This is a genomic window from Marinomonas flavescens (genome assembly GCF_004352835.1).
GTDB lineage: Bacteria > Pseudomonadota > Gammaproteobacteria > Pseudomonadales > Marinomonadaceae > Marinomonas > Marinomonas flavescens.
Genome location: NZ_SJSB01000001.1, coordinates 372,786 through 390,641, shown reverse-complemented (window position 1 = coordinate 390,641; position 17,856 = coordinate 372,786). Strand labels below are relative to the sequence as shown.

At 42.6% G+C, this 17,856-nt stretch carries 16 protein-coding genes; 4 read left to right on the top strand and 12 right to left on the bottom strand.

From position 1 onward, the window contains the following. Positions 1-29: 29 nt before the first annotated feature. The 8 genes from sthA to E0D70_RS01710 all read right to left on the bottom strand — a co-directional run bounded on the left by sthA (position 30) and on the right by E0D70_RS01710 (position 7,883). Positions 30-1,424 (bottom strand): Si-specific NAD(P)(+) transhydrogenase, encoded by a 1,395-nt coding sequence (gene sthA, locus E0D70_RS01745; protein ID WP_133010533.1) that lies wholly within the window; start codon positions 1,422-1,424, stop codon positions 30-32. Positions 1,425-1,446: 22 nt separating this feature from the next. Then, positions 1,447-1,680 (bottom strand): (Na+)-NQR maturation NqrM, encoded by a 234-nt coding sequence (gene nqrM / locus E0D70_RS01740; protein WP_133010532.1) that lies wholly within the window; start codon positions 1,678-1,680, stop codon positions 1,447-1,449. A gap of 334 nt (positions 1,681-2,014) precedes the next feature. Then, a complete protein-coding gene (nqrF, locus tag E0D70_RS01735) occupies positions 2,015-3,241 on the bottom strand; it encodes an NADH:ubiquinone reductase (Na(+)-transporting) subunit F (protein ID WP_133010531.1) in 1,227 nt (408 codons plus the stop codon). Positions 3,242-3,281: 40 nt separating this feature from the next. Then, positions 3,282-3,890 carry an NADH:ubiquinone reductase (Na(+)-transporting) subunit E gene (nqrE, locus tag E0D70_RS01730; protein WP_133010530.1) on the bottom strand — a complete coding sequence of 203 codons (609 nt, stop codon included), beginning with the start codon at positions 3,888-3,890 and terminating at the stop codon, positions 3,282-3,284. Further along, complete coding sequence (locus E0D70_RS01725; protein WP_133010529.1) at positions 3,891-4,553, bottom strand: NADH:ubiquinone reductase (Na(+)-transporting) subunit D; 663 nt, start codon at positions 4,551-4,553, stop codon at positions 3,891-3,893. Continuing rightward, positions 4,553-5,353 carry a Na(+)-translocating NADH-quinone reductase subunit C gene (locus tag E0D70_RS01720; protein ID WP_133010528.1) on the bottom strand — a complete coding sequence of 267 codons (801 nt, stop codon included), beginning with the start codon at positions 5,351-5,353 and terminating at the stop codon, positions 4,553-4,555. Before E0D70_RS01720 ends, E0D70_RS01725 begins: the two co-directional genes overlap by 1 nt. After that, positions 5,346-6,542, bottom strand: a complete 1,197-nt coding sequence (locus E0D70_RS01715; protein ID WP_133010527.1) for an NADH:ubiquinone reductase (Na(+)-transporting) subunit B — start codon at positions 6,540-6,542, stop codon at positions 5,346-5,348. The genes E0D70_RS01720 and E0D70_RS01715 overlap by 8 nt, the downstream gene beginning before the upstream one ends. Positions 6,543-6,545: 3 nt before the next feature. Further along, positions 6,546-7,883 (bottom strand): Na(+)-translocating NADH-quinone reductase subunit A, encoded by a 1,338-nt coding sequence (locus E0D70_RS01710; protein WP_133010526.1) that lies wholly within the window; start codon positions 7,881-7,883, stop codon positions 6,546-6,548. Between the two features lie 450 nt (positions 7,884-8,333). Between E0D70_RS01710 and folX the strand changes: the two genes are divergently transcribed. The 3 genes from folX to E0D70_RS01695 are packed head-to-tail and all read left to right on the top strand — an operon-like array spanning position 8,334 to position 12,932. Beyond that, positions 8,334-8,702: a dihydroneopterin triphosphate 2'-epimerase gene (folX, locus tag E0D70_RS01705; RefSeq protein ID WP_133010525.1), complete on the top strand. Its 369-nt coding sequence runs from the start codon at positions 8,334-8,336 to the stop codon at positions 8,700-8,702. Positions 8,703-8,709: 7 nt separating this feature from the next. Continuing rightward, a complete protein-coding gene (gene mfd / locus E0D70_RS01700) occupies positions 8,710-12,120 on the top strand; it encodes a transcription-repair coupling factor (RefSeq protein WP_133010524.1) in 3,411 nt (1,136 codons plus the stop codon). Continuing rightward, positions 12,117-12,932: a CsiV family protein gene (locus E0D70_RS01695; RefSeq protein WP_133010523.1), complete on the top strand. Its 816-nt coding sequence runs from the start codon at positions 12,117-12,119 to the stop codon at positions 12,930-12,932. Before mfd ends, E0D70_RS01695 begins: the two co-directional genes overlap by 4 nt. A gap of 154 nt (positions 12,933-13,086) precedes the next feature. On the opposite strand, the gene sohB is transcribed toward E0D70_RS01695, so the two are convergent. Next, complete coding sequence (sohB, locus tag E0D70_RS01690) at positions 13,087-14,121, bottom strand: protease SohB (protein ID WP_133010522.1); 1,035 nt, start codon at positions 14,119-14,121, stop codon at positions 13,087-13,089. Positions 14,122-14,296: 175 nt separating this feature from the next. Between sohB and nhaB the strand changes: the two genes are divergently transcribed. After that, entirely contained in the window at positions 14,297-15,796 is a 1,500-nt protein-coding gene (gene nhaB, locus E0D70_RS01685) for a sodium/proton antiporter NhaB (protein WP_133010521.1), read from the top strand. Between the two features lie 107 nt (positions 15,797-15,903). Here nhaB and dnaQ read toward each other — a convergent pair whose 3' ends face one another. From dnaQ to E0D70_RS01670, 3 genes are read right to left on the bottom strand one after another with little or no spacing between them, the layout of a single operon-like run. Further along, complete coding sequence (gene dnaQ / locus E0D70_RS01680) at positions 15,904-16,617, bottom strand: DNA polymerase III subunit epsilon (RefSeq protein WP_133010520.1); 714 nt, start codon at positions 16,615-16,617, stop codon at positions 15,904-15,906. Further along, complete coding sequence (gene rnhA / locus E0D70_RS01675) at positions 16,614-17,057, bottom strand: ribonuclease HI (RefSeq protein ID WP_207923178.1); 444 nt, start codon at positions 17,055-17,057, stop codon at positions 16,614-16,616. The genes dnaQ and rnhA overlap by 4 nt, the downstream gene beginning before the upstream one ends. Further along, entirely contained in the window at positions 17,057-17,794 is a 738-nt protein-coding gene (locus tag E0D70_RS01670) for a class I SAM-dependent methyltransferase (RefSeq protein WP_133010519.1), read from the bottom strand. The genes rnhA and E0D70_RS01670 overlap by 1 nt, the downstream gene beginning before the upstream one ends. Positions 17,795-17,856 lie beyond the last annotated feature (62 nt).

Below are 17,856 nucleotides of genomic sequence, written 5' to 3'. Positions count from 1 at the left end.
GAATGCCTTTTTTTAGCTCTGAACAAACACTAGAACACGCGGTTAAAGCCGTTTAGAGCCGCAACACGATACGCTTCTGCCATCGTTGGATAGTTAAACGTTGTGTTCAAGAAGTACTTCAATGAGTTCTGCTCACCTGGCTGCTTCATAATCGCCTGCCCAATGTGAACAATCTCGGACGCTTGGTCACCAAAACAGTGAATCCCTAAAATTTCCAAACTTTCACGATGGAAGAGTATTTTCAACATACCCACCGCCTCACCGGTAATCTGTGCTCGTGCGGTGTTTTTAAAGAAAGCACGACCCACTTCATAAGGAACTTTTTCCGCTGTCAATTCCGCTTCCGTTTTACCGATAGAACTGATTTCTGGAATGGTATAAATACCTGTTGGCACTTCACTGATAAAGTGACCGCCTTGAATACCAAACATATTAGCGGCTACCGCACGACCTTGATCGTAGGCTGCACTCGCCAAACTTGGCCAACCAATAACATCACCCGCTGCATAGACATTCTCTACTTGCGTTTGGTAAGTATCATTAACCGCCAATTGACCACGGCCGTTTGCTGCTAAGCCAATACTGTCCAGCCCCAACGAATCCGTATTACCGGAGCGTCCATTACAGAACAATAACGCATCGGCACGTAATTTTTTACCAGAAGCCAAGTTCATCACTACACCACGATCTGTCGTCTCTACCGACTCAAACGTTTCATTGTGACGAATTAGCACGCCATTATCTCTTAGGTGATAACTGAGCGCGTCAGTAATCTCATCATCTAGGAAACTTAATAGCTTCTTACCAGGGTTAATTAGCTCAACACGGACACCAAGGCCACAGAAGATAGATGCATACTCACACCCAATGACACCCGCGCCATAAATAATCAATGAGCGAGGCGTATGACTTAAGCTTAAAATAGTATCTGAGCAATAAATACGTGGATGGGTAAAATCAATATTTGCAGGACGATAAGGACGCGAACCTGTCGCAATCACAACCTTATCTGCAGTTAATAACTCAGGACCATTCTCGTAAGTATTCACTTCAATCGTGTTTGCGTCTTTGAATTTGCCACGCCCGAAGTAAATATCCACCCGGTTACGCACATAATATTCAGTTCGACCCATCACTTGCTGGTCAATGACTTTATTCGCCCTATCAAGCACCTTTGGAAAAGAAAACCAGCGAGGCTCTCCAATGTCACGAAACATTGGGTTTGTATTAAAAGCGATGATTTCTTTTACAGCATGACGCAAGGCCTTTGATGGGATTGTCCCTAGGTGCGTACAACTCCCTCCGACTTGCGGACTAGCCTCAACAACGGCTACTCTTTTTCCTGCTTTAGCCGCATTCATAGCAGCACCTTCACCAGCAGGGCCGGTACCTAGCACCACCACATCATAATGTCTTGCCGTCATAGTATCCCCTTTAAAAATTCATTTACTTAGACGCGTCGTAAAACGTTTCGCTTGATACGCTTTTGGAAGCGGCTTGCTCTGTTTCTTTCTCACACTTGCCTTTATCGCCACCGCAGATATCACAAGCAACTTCCATACCTAGGGCACTCATACCACCACAAGAACCAGCAATCGGTTTTCTTCCCATAATGACACCAATCGCCATCGCAGCGACCAGCAAAAGCATAAGCGCAAATGCCAAAACAATAGTCAACATAATCTTACCTCCAAACACGAGAGCAGCTTAGCCACTATCGTAAACTTAAAATCGTTTTAAAATGCACTAAAAAGCATTTCTAGAATATCTTTCAATCTTAGCAAGTAATCATGCAGGGAGTGAGTCAGCAAAACATCAATTCAGAAGCAAAAAAGAAAAAATGAATGAGACTAGCTAAAACAGAGACATTATCTTTATTTTGTTTATGCACTGGTAAAAAATCACGAAGATAACAAAGGCAAATACGTTTTTTTGACCTGCTTCAATGCGTCAATTAAGCAATACACAAACAAAATAAGACCCACCTAAGTAGGTGGGTCCTAAATATCAAACGCTAACCACCAAAGTCATCAAGCAAGATATTATCTTTCTCAACACCTAAGTCTTCTAGCATTTTAATAACAGACGCGTTCATCATTGGAGGCCCACACATGTAGAACTCACAATCTTCTGGCGCCGGGTGATCTTTAAGATAGCTTTCATAAAGAACATTATGAATGAAACCAGTCTTACCATCCCAGTTATCTTCTGGTTGCGGATCAGACAAAGCTAAGTGCCATTCAAAGTTTTCATTCTCTTCTTGAAGCTTATCGTACTCTTCAACATAGAATGCTTCACGCACACTACGAGCACCGTACCAGAAAGTAATCTTACGAGTAGAATGCAGACGTTTAAGCTGATCAAAGATATGTGATCGCATCGGTGCCATACCAGCACCACCACCAACAAATACCATTTCAGCGTCTGTGTCTTTCGCAAAGAATTCACCAAATGGTCCATATACTTTGATTTTATCGCCTGGTTTCAGACTAAAAACGTAAGAGGACATTTGGCCTGGTGGTAAATCATCTTTACCAGGAGGCGGCGAAGCAATACGAATATTAAACTTAACCACACCTCTTTCTTCTGGGTAGTTCGCCATAGAATAAGCACGGATAACCGTCTCATCTACTTTAGAAACAAACTTCCAAAGATTGAATTTATCCCAATCGCCACGATATTCTTCATCGATGTCGAAATCTTTGTAATTCACCGTGTGAGCTGGCGCTTCAAGCTGAACATAACCGCCAGCACGAAAATCAACGTTTTCGCCTTCTGGCAATTTTAACGTTAACTCTTTAATGAAGGTCGCAACATTTGGGTTTGACTCAACAGTACAATCCCACGCTTTAACGCCGAAGACTTCTTCGGGCACTTCAACATCCATATCCTGCTTAACAGCAACCTGACAAGAAAGACGAAAACCCTCTTTCTCTTCACGGCGTGTAAAGTGAGCTTGTTCAGTAGATAGCATAGAACCACCACCACTTGTCACCTTACATTTACACTGCGCACAAGTACCACCGCCGCCACAAGCGGACGATAGAAATATACCATTGCCAGCCAAAGTCTGAAGCAACTTACCGCCAGCAGCCGTTGTTACTTCCCTTTCACCATTGATGCGGATTGTTACGTCACCAGAGCTTACCAATTGAGCACGAGCAGCAAGAATAATTGCCACAAGACCCAATACGATAGCTGTGAACATCACCACACCTAGAATAATTTCTAAGTTGACCATGTTAATTAAACCTTATTCTTGGTTGTCTATATTATGCAAATTAAAGCTGCACACCCGAAAATGACATAAAGCCTAAGCTCATCAAGCCAACAGTAATGAAGGTAATACCTAAACCACGAAGACCCGCAGGGACATCCGAGTATTTAAGTTTCTCACGGATACCAGCAAGAGCAGCAATAGCCAACGCCCAACCAATACCAGCACCAACGCCATAGACAACACTTTCACTAAAGTTGTAATCACGCTCAACCATGAACAAAGAAGCACCCATGATGGCACAATTTACTGTAATCAACGGCAAGAACACCCCTAACGCGTTGTATAACGCAGGAACATACTTATCCAATGCCATTTCCAAAATTTGAACCACAGCGGCAATAACACCGATATAGCTCAACAGACCTAAGAAACTTAAGTCAACATTTGGCAGACCGGCCCATTGTAGAGCGCCATCTTTTAATAAATTTTGGTACAACAAGTTGTTAAGTGGAACCGTAATAGCAAGAACCACGATAACCGCCACACCCAAACCAATAGCTGTTTCTACTTTTTTGGACAAAGCCAACAAAGTACACATACCCAAGAAGAAGGCTAACGCCATGTTTTCAACGAAAACAGCCTTAACAAACAGACTAATTAAATGTTCCATTTATAGCGCCTCCTGTACACGTGAATTGGCAGCAATTTTGAAATCAGGCTCTTCCACTTGCTCTTTTTTATAAGAGCGTAGCGCCCAAATAATAAGACCAATAACAAAAAAGGCACTTGGTGGAAGCAACATCAAACCATTAGGTTGATACCAGCCACCATTTTGTACTGTTTGGAAAATTACATGTCCAAAAAGCTTACCAGCACCCAATAGTTCACGGAAGAAAGCAACAACCATCAACATTGCGCTGTAACCAAGGCCGTTACCAATACCATCCAAGAAGCTCATTACAGGGCCATTTTTCATGGCATAAGCTTCGGCACGGCCCATTACGATACAGTTTGTAATAATCAAACCAACGAAAACGGAAAGCTGTTTGCTGATTTCAAAAGCAAACGCTCTTAGCACTTGATCTACAACAATAACCAAAGAAGCAATAATGATCATCTGTACAATGATACGAATACTGTTTGGAATGTAGTTACGAATAATCGCAATAAAGAAGTTAGAAAATGCAGTAACTAACGTCAGTGCGATGGCCATAACCAAACTAACACTCATGCTACTAGTAACCGCTAGTGCAGAACAAATACCAAGGATTTGTAATGCAATCGGGTTATTAGCGAGAATTGGCCCAAATAAGACCTTTTTCACTTCAGACATTATTTATCTCCCTCACTACGAAGTTTCGCTAAGAAAGGTCCAAAACCATCATCGCCCAACCAGTATTGAACAAGATGAGTTACGCCTCGGCTTGTTAGCGTCGCTCCTGATAAACCATCAACTTTATGATCAGCATCAGGATCAGATTTGCTCACACCGCCTTTTACCAAATGGATAACCGCTTGGCCTTTGTCGTTGTAAACTTTTTTACCCTTCCATAGCGCTTTCCAGTTTGGATTATCTACTTCGCCACCAAGTCCAGGTGTTTCACCTTGGTCATAGAAACCAAAACCAACAACCGTCGTGAAGTCATTTTTAAGCGCAATAAAACCATACATAGTTGACCATAGGCCGTAACCATGAACAGGTAGTACGATACGATCAATGTTATCACCAGACTTAACAATATAAACCGCGGCGTATTTAGCACGACGCTTAATACTCGCTGGGTCTTTGTCTGCTGGTAACGCAATAGACAGCTCAGGATTTTTTGACGCTGCTTTTTGATCATAAGTGGCTGGATTAATTCCTGCCGCTTTGATTTCTGCTGGCGTCGCAAAACTACCTGTTTTCAAATCAACAATACGTGTTTCCACGTTTTTGAAAATTTCGTTAACAGATTTTCCTGGCTCTAACATTCCAGCCGCGGCCAGAATATTTTGCTTACGGTCTAAGTCTTTATTGGCTTTTTGAATCGGCTTAAGGCCCACCGCCGCTGCCGCGACAAAGATAGAACAAACCAAACATAGAGCCAACGCAACTAATACAGTTTTTTTGATACTTTCGTTACCGCTAGCCATTGCGTGCAATCCTCCGCTTGATGTTTGCTTGAACAATAAAGTGATCAATAAATGGTGCAAACAAATTCGCAAACAAGATCGCCAACATCATACCTTCTGGATACGCTGGGTTAGCAACACGAACAAGCACAACCATGACCCCAATTAGTGCACCATAGAACCATTTGCCGCGCTCTGTCATAGAAGCAGATACCGGATCTGTCGCCATGAACAGCATACCAAAGGCAAAGCCACCTAGTACCATATGCCAGTACCACGGTGTTGCAAACATTGGATTAGTATCAGATCCGATATAGTTAAACAATAAAGCGGTTCCGATCATGCCAATCATCACACCAGCAACAATTCGCCATGCAGCAATTCTCATCACCATCAATACCGCACCACCTATAAAGATGGCTAGCGTTGACGTTTCACCCATCGAACCTTGCATAAAGCCGAAGAAGGCATCAGACCAAGTCGTCGTTAAGCTAGAAAAACCATCCGCTGCAATTTGACTTAGCGCTGTTGCACCAGAAAATCCATCAACTGCAGTCCAAACAGAATCACCAGACATAGACGCTGGGTAAGCAAAGAACAAGAAGGCACGACCTGCCAAAGCAGGGTTTAGGAAGTTTTTACCAGTACCACCAAACACTTCTTTACCAAGTACAACACCGAAGCTAATACCAAGAGCAACCTGCCACAAAGGAACGGTAGGCGGTAACGTTAAGGCAAAAAGGATGGAAGTAACAAAGAAGCCTTCGTTTATTTCATGCTTACGCACGGAAGCAAACAACACCTCCCAAAAACCACCAACCACAAAGGTAACAAGATAAACAGGCAGGAAGTACATCGCGCCATAAATCATGTTGTCCCAGATACTTGCTGGATTGTGGCCTGCTAACATGCCGACAATTGCTTGTCGCCAAGTGTCTCCAGCATCTACATTCATTACTTGCAATGCAGTGTTAGCTTGCAAGCCAATGTTGTACATACCAAAAAACATTGCAGGGAAGGTGCATAACCAAACCAATATCATGATGCGTTTCATATCAACAGCATCACGAACATGCGAACCATTTTTTGTTACAGAACTTGGACGGTAAAAAATCGTATCAACCGCTTCGTAAAGCGCATACCATTTTTCATATTTTCCGCCGGTATGGAACGATGGTTCCATTTTGTCGAGTACTTTTCTAAGCCCCATGAATTAACCCTCTTTCTCTATTAGAGTTAGGCAATCCCGAAGGATCGGGCCATATTCGAATTTACCAGAACAACTATAAGTACAAAGAGATAAATCCTCTTCATCCAACTCTAGCACGCCTAATTTCTGTGCTTGCTCAGTATCATTCACAACCAATGCACGTAGTAATTGCGTTGGCAAAATATCCATTGGCATTAATCGCTCGAAATTACCTAGCGGCAGCATAGTACGATCACTACCATTAGTAGTAGACGTCATAGCAAAGGATGTCTTACCTGTTAGTTTAGATAGGAAAACATTCAATACAGAATGCTTCTCTGAACCAGCACGCAGATAATGCATCATTTCGCGTTCACGACCTTCAAGAATAACCGTTACTTGATTATGGTAACGACCAAGGAAGGCAAAAGGCCCAAACGCATTGCGTCCAGATAATACAGAACCTGAAATAACTCGATTATCGCCATCTGCCAATTCATTAGCCAACAAACTAGTGAGACTAGCGCCAACTTGAGTGCGAACTAGACGAGGCTTTTTAACCTGTGGTCCAGCAATAGACACAACACGCTCAACACTTAATTTACCAGTAACAAAAAGTTTGCCTACGGCAACAACGTCTTGGTAATTAATAGACCAAACTGTTTTTTTGTCACTTACTGAATCTAGAAAGTGGATATGCGTGCCCGCTAAACCAGCAGGATGTACACCGCCAAACTCTTCAACAACAACATCAGAAGTCGTTGGGATCTTCGCGCCTGGAGCCTTACATAAGAACACTTTGCCATCTGTTAAACGACTAAGAACGGTAAGACCATCAGCAAACGCTTCCGCTTGATCCGCTAAAACAACTTCTGCAGAGGCAGCAAGAGGATTCGTATCCATTGCTGTCACAAAAATCGAATGAGGCGCTGATGCAACGTCAGGAACCTTTGAATATGGTCGAGTACGTAGTGATGTCCACAACCCTGACTCGACTAGATTTTCAACGACCTTATTACGATCAAGATCTTTTAGCTCTGACCCAGAGTAAGACGCAAAAACTTCTTCGTCATCACCCTGAAGATCAATAACAACAGACTGTAGTACTCGTCGCTCACCGCGATTGATCGCAGAAACGACGCCTGCAGCTGGTGCTGTGTATTTCACACCTTCGGTCTTCTTATCTGTAAAGATGACCTGCCCTTTTTTGACCTTATCCCCTTCCGCAACCAGCATGGTAGGTTTCATACCATGGTAATCCGGACCGATTACCGCAACAGATTTAACTGCTACAGCATCTTCAATCACTTGATTGGGAGCTCCACTGATCGGGAGATCAAGGCCTTTTGTAATTTTATACATATGTTCTGCCCAACAATTAATTGAACACAAAAGCGTTGTACGTTTGCTCATAACCCCCTCCGGGAAAACATTTATGAGCCAATAACGACTAATTAAGACATTATTGAACGTAAATCTACTTCACCAAAAAACCGATGTATTATAGTGGTCATTAGCTGGCTTGACTACTATTCAACTGTGCCTTTAGCCTATAACCTTTGCTCATTTGAGTGGTTTTTTACACATTCAGCCTATCTTCTGAACAAAAAACAGGCATTAGATGTGGTTTTTTTCTTACAATATCCTTTTTTTATACGGGTGGATTGCTTTAATTCAAAGCAAACTTACCCATTTGGTTGCTTAATTACTTAACCAGCAAACAGATATGCCACCTCTTAGTTGCCATCCTTTCTTTAAAGCGACACAATATTCTTCATTTATTAAAAGCAGCTCTTCTTAGGAAACGTAACAATGCAGCAGCTAAATGCGCAGATACACATAGAAAATCTTCGTTTAAGAACCTACATCGGCTTTAATGACTCAGAGAAAGAAAATAAACAAGATGTCGTGATTAACGTCTGGATTGACTATCCTTCCACTGAAGCAAGCCAAAGTGATGACATAGGCAAAGCCGTTAATTACCGTACTATTTGCAAAGAAATAATAGCGCACGTTGAGAATAATCGTTTTTTGCTGCTAGAAAAACTCACTTCAGATGTGCTCTCATTATGCCTCAAGCCTAACAATGTAAAAGGCGCCAAGGTGACCATCTGTAAACCTCACGCTTTACGCTTTGCCGACTCCGTTTCCCTTACACTATCTACCCAACGAGATTTTTAAAAACATCATGCTAGATGCCCTATCCCTTACCCTTAAACCTGGATATAAAAACCTCATAGAAGGATTAGACGGTAGTAGAAAAGCACTGCAACTACTGTCGATCGCCAATCAATTTAAACGACCTATCGTTTGTATCACCAATACTATTTCTGAGCTAAACGAACTAGAAGACGAATTGTCTTTTCTCAGCGATAACAAACAAACGGTTTTACGCTTTAGTGATTGGGAAACATTGCCATACGATGCCTTCTCACCACATCAAGATATTATTTCCCAGCGCTTAGAGACATTGGCGCAACTGTCCGAATGCAGCACGCCTATTGTATTAACCACAGTCGCCTCATGCTTAATTCGTTTGTGCCCAAAACAGCACCTTATTGCACAACGATTTCATGTCAAAGAAGGGCAAAATCTTCCCTTAGAAAAGCTCAGCAAAAAACTGACAGAAGCGGGTTACTTAAATGTAGACAATGTCCATGAGCATGGTGAATATTCAATACGCGGCGCACTAATGGATGTTTTCCCAATGGGCGCTAGCAACCCTATTCGCATCGATTGGTTTGACAACGAAATCGAGACGATTCGTTTTTTTGACACCGAAACACAACGCAGCACTGACAAAGTCAAAGAAATTAACATGCTGCCTGCCAAGGAATTTCCAACCAGCGCACAAGGCATCCAAAAATTCCGTCAAGCTTTTCGAGAACGATTCGATACCGACCCACTATCAAGTCCAATCTACCAAGATATTTCCAGTGGCATTATTCCTTCCGGTATTGAATACTACTTACCCCTCTTCTTTGATCAGACCAGCACCTTTTTTGATTACTTAGATTCTCAAACCTTGATCATTAGAATGGACTCTCTGAACGAGCAAGTGGCAAGCATTCAACTCGACTATAAAAGCAGACACGAATCACTTAATTACGACATTGAGCGCCCAATACTCAAGCCTGAGGAAATTTGCCTAAGAGAAGAAGAACTATTTAGCCACTTTAACAATTATCCAAACGTTATCTTTTCCAATCAGGGCGACAACCCAAATTATCAACCTCTTAATGACGTTAAAATAGAGTCTAAATCTCCAACCCCCTTAGGAAAACTAGACCATTTTATTAACAACACATCCGCACGCGTACTCATTGTTGCCGAGACTGCCGGACGAAGAGAAGCACTACTAGAATTACTCAAAAAATATAAAATCGCGCCAGGATACAGCGAAGACTGGCATCACTTCCTAGCGTCTAAAAGTCAGCTCTGTATCACTGAAGGGAATATCAGCCGCGGTTTTCAAATCAAAAATGATATTGCGCTTATTGCAGAGAGTGAAATTCTTGGTGAACGAGTATCACAAAAACGCCGTAGGAAAAATGGCGATGTCAATGAAGACGCCATTATTCGCAACCTAACAGAACTGAGACTTAACGCCCCCGTGGTACACATAGATCACGGCGTAGGACGTTATTTAGGACTCACCAACTTACAAATAGACGGACAAGAAACGGAACTACTCACATTAGGCTATGCCAACGAAGCAAAATTATATGTACCAGTTTCGTCACTACAATTAATCTCACGCTACACAGGTGCAGATGAAGACAGTGCACCACTACACAAATTGGGCACAGACAAATGGAGTGTTGCAAAGCAAAAAGCCGCGGAAAAAGCCCGTGACACCGCTGCCGAGCTATTAGAAATTTACGCAAAGCGAGAAGCCCGAGTTGGCCATGCTTTTAACAAGCCAGATGACCAATATGAACTGTTCTCAGCAGGCTTTCCTTTTGAAGAAACACCAGATCAGCAGCTCGCCATTGATGCTGTTATTCAAGACATGTCGAATAAGAAACCCATGGATCGCCTAGTCTGCGGTGATGTTGGGTTCGGCAAAACAGAAGTTGCTATGCGCGCTGCATTTTTAGCGGTCGAAGGCGGCAAACAGGTCGCGGTGTTAGTACCAACTACCTTGCTAGCTCAACAACACTATGAAAACTTCTGTGATAGATTCGCTGATTGGCCGGTAGAAATCGAATTACTGTCTCGTTTCCGCTCAGGGAAGCAGTCCAACGAAGCCATTTCCCGCTTAGAGAATGGTACTGCAGATATTGTCATTGGCACTCACAAACTGATTCAAGGCGACATCAAATTCGCTGATTTAGGCTTGGTAATTATTGATGAAGAACACCGCTTTGGTGTTAAACAAAAAGATCAATTTAAATCCCTGCGTGCAGAAGTTGATATTCTCACTCTCACAGCCACTCCTATTCCTCGCACGCTCAATATGTCCCTGTCTGGCATCCGCGATTTATCCATCATTGCGACGCCACCAGCAAAACGCCTTTCTGTTAAAACCTTCATTAAACAGAAAGATGATTACCAAATAAAAGAAGCGATTTTACGTGAACTGCATCGTGGAGGGCAGATTTACTACCTTCATAATGAAGTGCAAACCATCGAAAAAACCGCTGAAGAACTAGCAGAGCTTATTCCAGAAGCACGAGTTATTGTCGGTCATGGGCAGATGCGCGAGCGCGAACTCGAACAAGTGATGTCAGATTTCTATCATAAGCGCGCTAATGTTCTTGTTTGTTCAACGATTATAGAAACAGGTATTGATATACCAAACGCCAATACCATCATTATCGAAAGAGCAGATAAGTTTGGCTTAGCTCAACTACACCAGCTTCGTGGTCGTGTTGGTCGCTCTCATCATCAAGCCTACGCCTACCTATTAACACCACAAGACAGAAAACTCACCAAAGATGCCGAAAAACGATTAGAAGCCATCACGCTAGCAGATAAATTAGGGGCCGGATTTACACTTGCCACCCACGATTTAGAAATTCGCGGCACCGGGGAATTATTAGGTGATGGGCAAAGTGGCCATATTGAACACATCGGCTTCTCTTTATTTATGGAAATGCTGGATCGCGCGGTTCAATCGCTAAAAAATGGTGAATCACCGGATGTCGATATAACCTCACCCGCCCTAACCGATATCAACCTACGCATCCCCGCCCTTATCCCTGAAAGTTACTTAGGTGATGTTCACTCTAGACTTATTCTGTACAAACGCATTGCCAGCGCAACCACAGAGGAAGACCTTAAAGATCTACAAGTTGAGATGATTGACCGCTTTGGACTATTGCCAGAGCCAACAAAAAATCTATTCAGACAAACAGATATTAAGCTGAAAGCTGAAAAACTTGGCATTACAAAAATTGAAGCAAACCAAAAAGAAGGTAAAATATTCTTTAGCAGCAAAACGCCCGTTGACCCTATGAAATTGATTCGTTTAATACAAACCAAACCAGATCAATATAAACTAGTAGGATCGGACACACTAAAATACATTGCCAATATGAGCAGCGCAGAAGAGCGTTTTCAACAAACTTACAAAACATTGGAACAACTACATTGAAAACTCATCACTTACTATTATTAACGGTCATGGCTTTTAGCTCACAGCTATTTGCAGCAGACAATCAAAACTATGACCCAAGTACTGCACGCGCCTATGAAGCGTACCTACTCACTTTTGTTTGGCCAGATAAAGACACTAGCGAACAGGTAGATTACCAGCAAATACTGTCCAGCACCTCCTTACCAAGGTACGCAGAACCCGCCGTGGGCGACAGCACTTCATCCGCCGCAAACATCGCCCAACTATCTGTTCCATTTGATAGTTTCAAAGCGAAAATTGCCCCTCACGCCCAAGTCTTAGTAAATAAAAAATGGACGCTGATTTTCAAAAATCGAGGCGACTCCGTGAATGAGACATTTCACAGCCCTAAGCTAATCAACGGTTATCCTGAACTCACAGGTCAAATTGCCATCAAATATGGTCGTTATCTGGAGTCTAATATTCAATACAAACATTATTTGTTTAAAGCGCTTCCTTCCTTACAGAACGACACTAGTACAGCGAACTCATTAGAAAGCCAGCAACAGAACGAGCAAGTTCAAGATGAGCAAACTGCTATTAAGCCAACGTTTGTCCTGAACATAGAGCAAAAAAACAAAACAGCCAGCAAAAAACTTAACTACATTGATCACCCTATCATAGGTACATTGATATACTTTGAGCCCATCGACCTAGAAGACGCCATCCAACAAGTAGCGCTTGAAAAACTCACACCTACCTATGGCGATGCTCAAATTATCCCTGACCAAGCAGGCGAACTCACACCAAACAATAATATAGAGCCGCAAGCTACTAGCTCTCAGCAATAAAACCAGTAAACCTAATAATTAATCAGCGCTAAATAACTAAAAAAGCCGAGTAAAAGATCACTTCACTTTTACTCGGCTTTTTTCATGTCTAAACTAACAACTCTTTTACTGACAATTTTTCACCAGCAACTTTTCACCAACAACTAAGTTGACATTAGTAACCGCGAGATTGAATCGCCTTGCTTACCCAAGCAACGGCTTTTTGTTCAAAGGCAGAAAACAAAGACAAACCAAAACGCTCAGCCATCCCTTTAGGCTGCTTGAAAGTCACCTGGATCACTTCGGATGACGCATAATGCGAAACAAGATACGAATCACTGGTCATTACAACATCAATCAATTTATTCTCAACCGCTTCTGACCCGTACCAAGTATCGCCAGTCGCAATGGCATCAATATCTAAGCTAGGTCGCTGACCAGAAACAAAATCTTTGAACAGCACATGCGTGTCTTCTAGATCTTGCTTGAACTTTTCTCGGCCTTCATCTGTATTTTCACCGAGCATAGTTAACGTACGTTTGTACCGACCAGCAGTGTGAAGCTCAACATCAATTAAGCTTTTATCTAATAAGCGGTGTAAATTCGGAATTTGTGCCACAACACCAATAGAACCAAGGATAGCAAACGGAGCCGCTATGATTTTATCTGCTACACACGCCATCATATAACCACCACTGGCGGCAACTTTATCAACACAGACGGTAAGAGGAATATTGGCCTCTTTTACTCGTTGAAGTTGAGAGGCTGCCAACCCGTAACCATGAACAACGCCGCCACCACTTTCTAAACGAACAACCACCTCATCTTCAGGTCGTGCCACGCTTAATACCGCCGTAATTTCTTCTCGTATAGTAGAGACAGCAGAAGCTTTCATGTCGCCATCAAAATCCAACACAAAAAGACGCTTTTTACCCACGTCTTGTTGATCTCCATGTTTCTGGGCTTTTTTCTCTAACTTAAGTTGTTTCTTTTTCGCTTTGGCTTTTTCTTTCAGCGCTTTTTTATCCAACAGCTGATGGTCAAGTTGCGCTTTCATTTCGTCGTAACCTTCGTTCAGCTTAATCACTGAGAGGTTTCCGGTACGAGATTTATTTTTCCCGCTCGCAATCATGGCCAAAAGCACGCCAATCACAATGGCAACACTGACAAGCTTTAGTACAAAGCCTGCATAATCTGTCAAAAATTCCAAGATTCTCTTCCTCTATAGTGATAAGTTATTGATGATATTGGGGCAAATAAAATAAATAGCAATGTCCGCTAGACGATTAAGAGTATGGATACCCAAGAGCTTATCCCTTATTATCTTTACCATTAGTCCGTATTGTGTACGAAATGAGCAAATACCTTACTTAAAGGAGTCATAAATGAAAACCTCCCTTTCACAAGCGCTTAGCAGTAATTTCCTCGGAGGTTCACCTCTTTGGTACAAGCAAGCGGTGATTGCATTTTTAATTATCAACCCTATTCTACTTTTAACGGCCGGTCCATTTATTACCGGCTGGATTCTGATCGTCGAGTTCATCTTCACCCTAGCAATGGCCTTAAAATGCTACCCACTCCAACCAGGCGGACTGATCGCCATTGAAGCGGTATTACTTGGGCTCACGGGTTCAGAAGGTGTTTACAAAGAAGTGGTTCATAATATCGATGTTATTTTATTGCTGATGTTTATGGTCGCCGGCATCTACTTTATGAAAGATATGCTGCTTTTCATCTTCAATAAACTCTTGATAAAGATACGTTCAAAAGTCGCAATTTCTCTTGTTTTCAGTTTAGCCGCTGCCATCCTTTCGGCCTTTCTGGATGCCCTTACCGTTACCGCCGTTTTGATTAGTGTCAGCGTTGGTTTTTATTCGGTTTATCACAAAGTGGCTTCTGATCAGGCCAGCGGAAAATACGACAGCAGCAGCGATGATCATATTTTACCGGTCAATCAAAAAGATCTTGCCCAATTTCGAGCTTTTCTACGCAGCTTATTAATGCATGGCGCGGTTGGTACCGCTCTGGGCGGGGTGGCGACGCTAGTCGGCGAACCACAAAACCTACTGATTGCCAAAGTCGCTGGCTGGGATTTCATTGAGTTCTTTGTTCGAGTCGCGCCTATTTCCATTCCCGTTCTTATCTGTGGCTTATTAACCGTCATCGTTCTAGAAAAAATGTCTTGGTTTGGCTATGGCGCTACATTGCCTGAAAACGTTCGTAACATCTTAAAAAACTTCGAAGAAGAAGATTCCAAGAAAAGCACCTCTAAGCACAAGGCTCAGCTCATCATCCAAGGTGTTGTTGCCATAATACTAGTGCTTTCACTGGCCTTTCACATTGCTGAAGTAGGCTTAGTTGGCTTAATGGTGATTGTTCTTCTAACCGCATTCAACGGCATAACGGAAGAACACAGAATAGGCCACGCCTTTGAAGAAGCCTTGCCTTTTACCGCTTTGCTTGTTGTCTTCTTTACCGTTGTTTCAGTGATTCATACACAGCATTTATTTCAACCTTTTATCGACTTAGTCTTGCACATGCCTAAGCATTCGCAGCCCATTATGTTCTTTATTGCTAATGGCATTCTATCGGCGATAAGCGATAACGTATTTGTAGCAACCGTCTATATTAGCGAAGTAAAAGCCGCTCTTGATGCTGGAAGCATTTCACGTGAGCATTTCAACGCCCTAGCCGTTGCCATTAATACCGGCACTAACTTACCTAGCGTTGCGACACCGAACGGCCAAGCCGCCTTTTTGTTCTTGCTGACCTCTGCTATTGCCCCACTATTACGCCTGTCTTATGGGAAAATGGTATGGATGGCGCTTCCTTACACTATCGTATTAAGCCTCGTTGGCGGTATTTGCGTACTTAACTTTTTATAACAAAAGTATATTTAGTGCATAAAAAATGCCCTCATTTTCATGAGGGCATTTTTGTTTCTAATGACACACGGATAGTAAGCTTCTTTTAGTAAGCAACAATCAAATAACTAGTGCTTAATCCGCCACAGTGATTGCCCTGATTTTTTATCAATTAAATCCAAACGCTCTTCATGCATTTTTAATTCGTCATCACTGGCTCTAAGTATCTTTAATCGTGGACGATCTGCGCTTAAACGATTGATTTCACCGCTGAACTCATCGTTGCCTGATGACTGATCAGAGCCGCTATTCAACCCCAAGCTTGTTTGCCCACCTGTCATCAGCAGATATACATCGCCAAGAATCTCAGAGTCTAAAAGAGCCCCATGCAACTCACGATGTGATGTATCTATCCCGTAGCGTTTAGACAGCGCATTTAGGTTATTCTTCTGACCCGGATGCTTTTTACGAGCATAAACCAAGCTATCAAAAACCTTGCAAACTTCGGCCACTTTAGGATAGCCACCGATACGCCCAAACTCATGATCAATGAACCCAATATCAAATGGTGCATTGTGGATAATCAGTTCAGAACCTTTGATAAAATCGAAAAATTCCTGTGCAACATCATTAAATCTAGGCTTATCTGCTAGGTATTCGTTACTAATACCGTGAACACGAAACGCCTCTTCTTCAACTTCTCGATCTGGATTGATATAAACATGAAAATGGCGCTTGGTGAACTTACGCCCAACCATTTCAATACAACCAATTTCGATGATGCGGTGACCTTGTTTCGGGTCAATCCCTGTTGTTTCGGTATCCAGAATAACTTGTCTCACTGCGCCGCCCTCAACTCGTCAATACCTTGATTGGCCAACTGATCTGCAATCTCATTCCCTTCGATCCCCGCATGACCTTTCACCCATTTCCAAGTCACATCATGGAATTGACATTGCTCATCTAGAGCTTGCCATAAATCTTTATTTTTGACCGGCTGTCGTGATGCCGTCATCCAGCCTTTACGCTTCCAACCTGCCAACCACTCAGTGATGCCTTTTTGGACATATGAGGAATCGGTGTACAAGGTTACTGTGCATTTTTCTTTTAATGCTTTAAGACCTTCGATAGCGCCCATCAACTCCATGCGATTATTAGTTGTATCATGCTCGCCACCACATAAATGCTTTTCATGCTGCCCGAAGGTCAACCAAGCCCCCCAACCACCAATTCCTGGATTGCCCTTACAAGCACCGTCTGTATACATAATTACATCTTTCACTACTTTATCTCTTTAGCTGCTGGCTTAGTAAAAGGAGGCACTCGTACTCGAGCGCTTTTCCAACTGGGTTTTATCGGTATATAGCGACGTGTTTGTTTTGTGGCTGTCATGATGTAAATACCACCAAATGGCATCTTACCTGAATTTAATAAGCGACCAATCCAACCACATCGTTGACGCCATTTCGCACAATGTATTGGTGGCTCATATTGCACAAAACGTTTCTTTTCTAGCGTTAAGCCTGCGACTTTCAGCCAATCTTCTAAGCGCTTATGACCAATAAAACGGCCACACCAAGGCGCCTTAATTCGCTTAGAAAACAACCGACGAATTCCCCATAAGCTTAACGGGTTAAAACCAATGACGATCAATTTACCACTGGGCAATAGGGTTCGTGCCGCTTCTCTAATCACATCGTGAGGCATAGAAGAAAGGTCTAAGGTGTGATGCAACACATGAACATCCACCCCATCCGACTCAAGCGGCAACTCGTTCGCCTTAGCGACCACTATATTTTTAGGTGCTCCCAATTCAAGCTCGGGCACAATAAGAATACTCTCTCGCAAACGATGCTGATCTAACTGAATGTCTTTAAGCGGTGATTGGATTACTAGGTAATAACCTACAGCATTGTCTATCTCAAGTGCAATTTCGGAACACTCTAACTCACTCAGACTCTTACCAAGTTCAGTTTGAAACCACGCTTGGAACAATTGTCTTGATTGATCATCCAACATACAATAACTCTCTACTTAAACGGCGTGAGCGCGTCGCGCTTAACATTGATACATCACAGAAA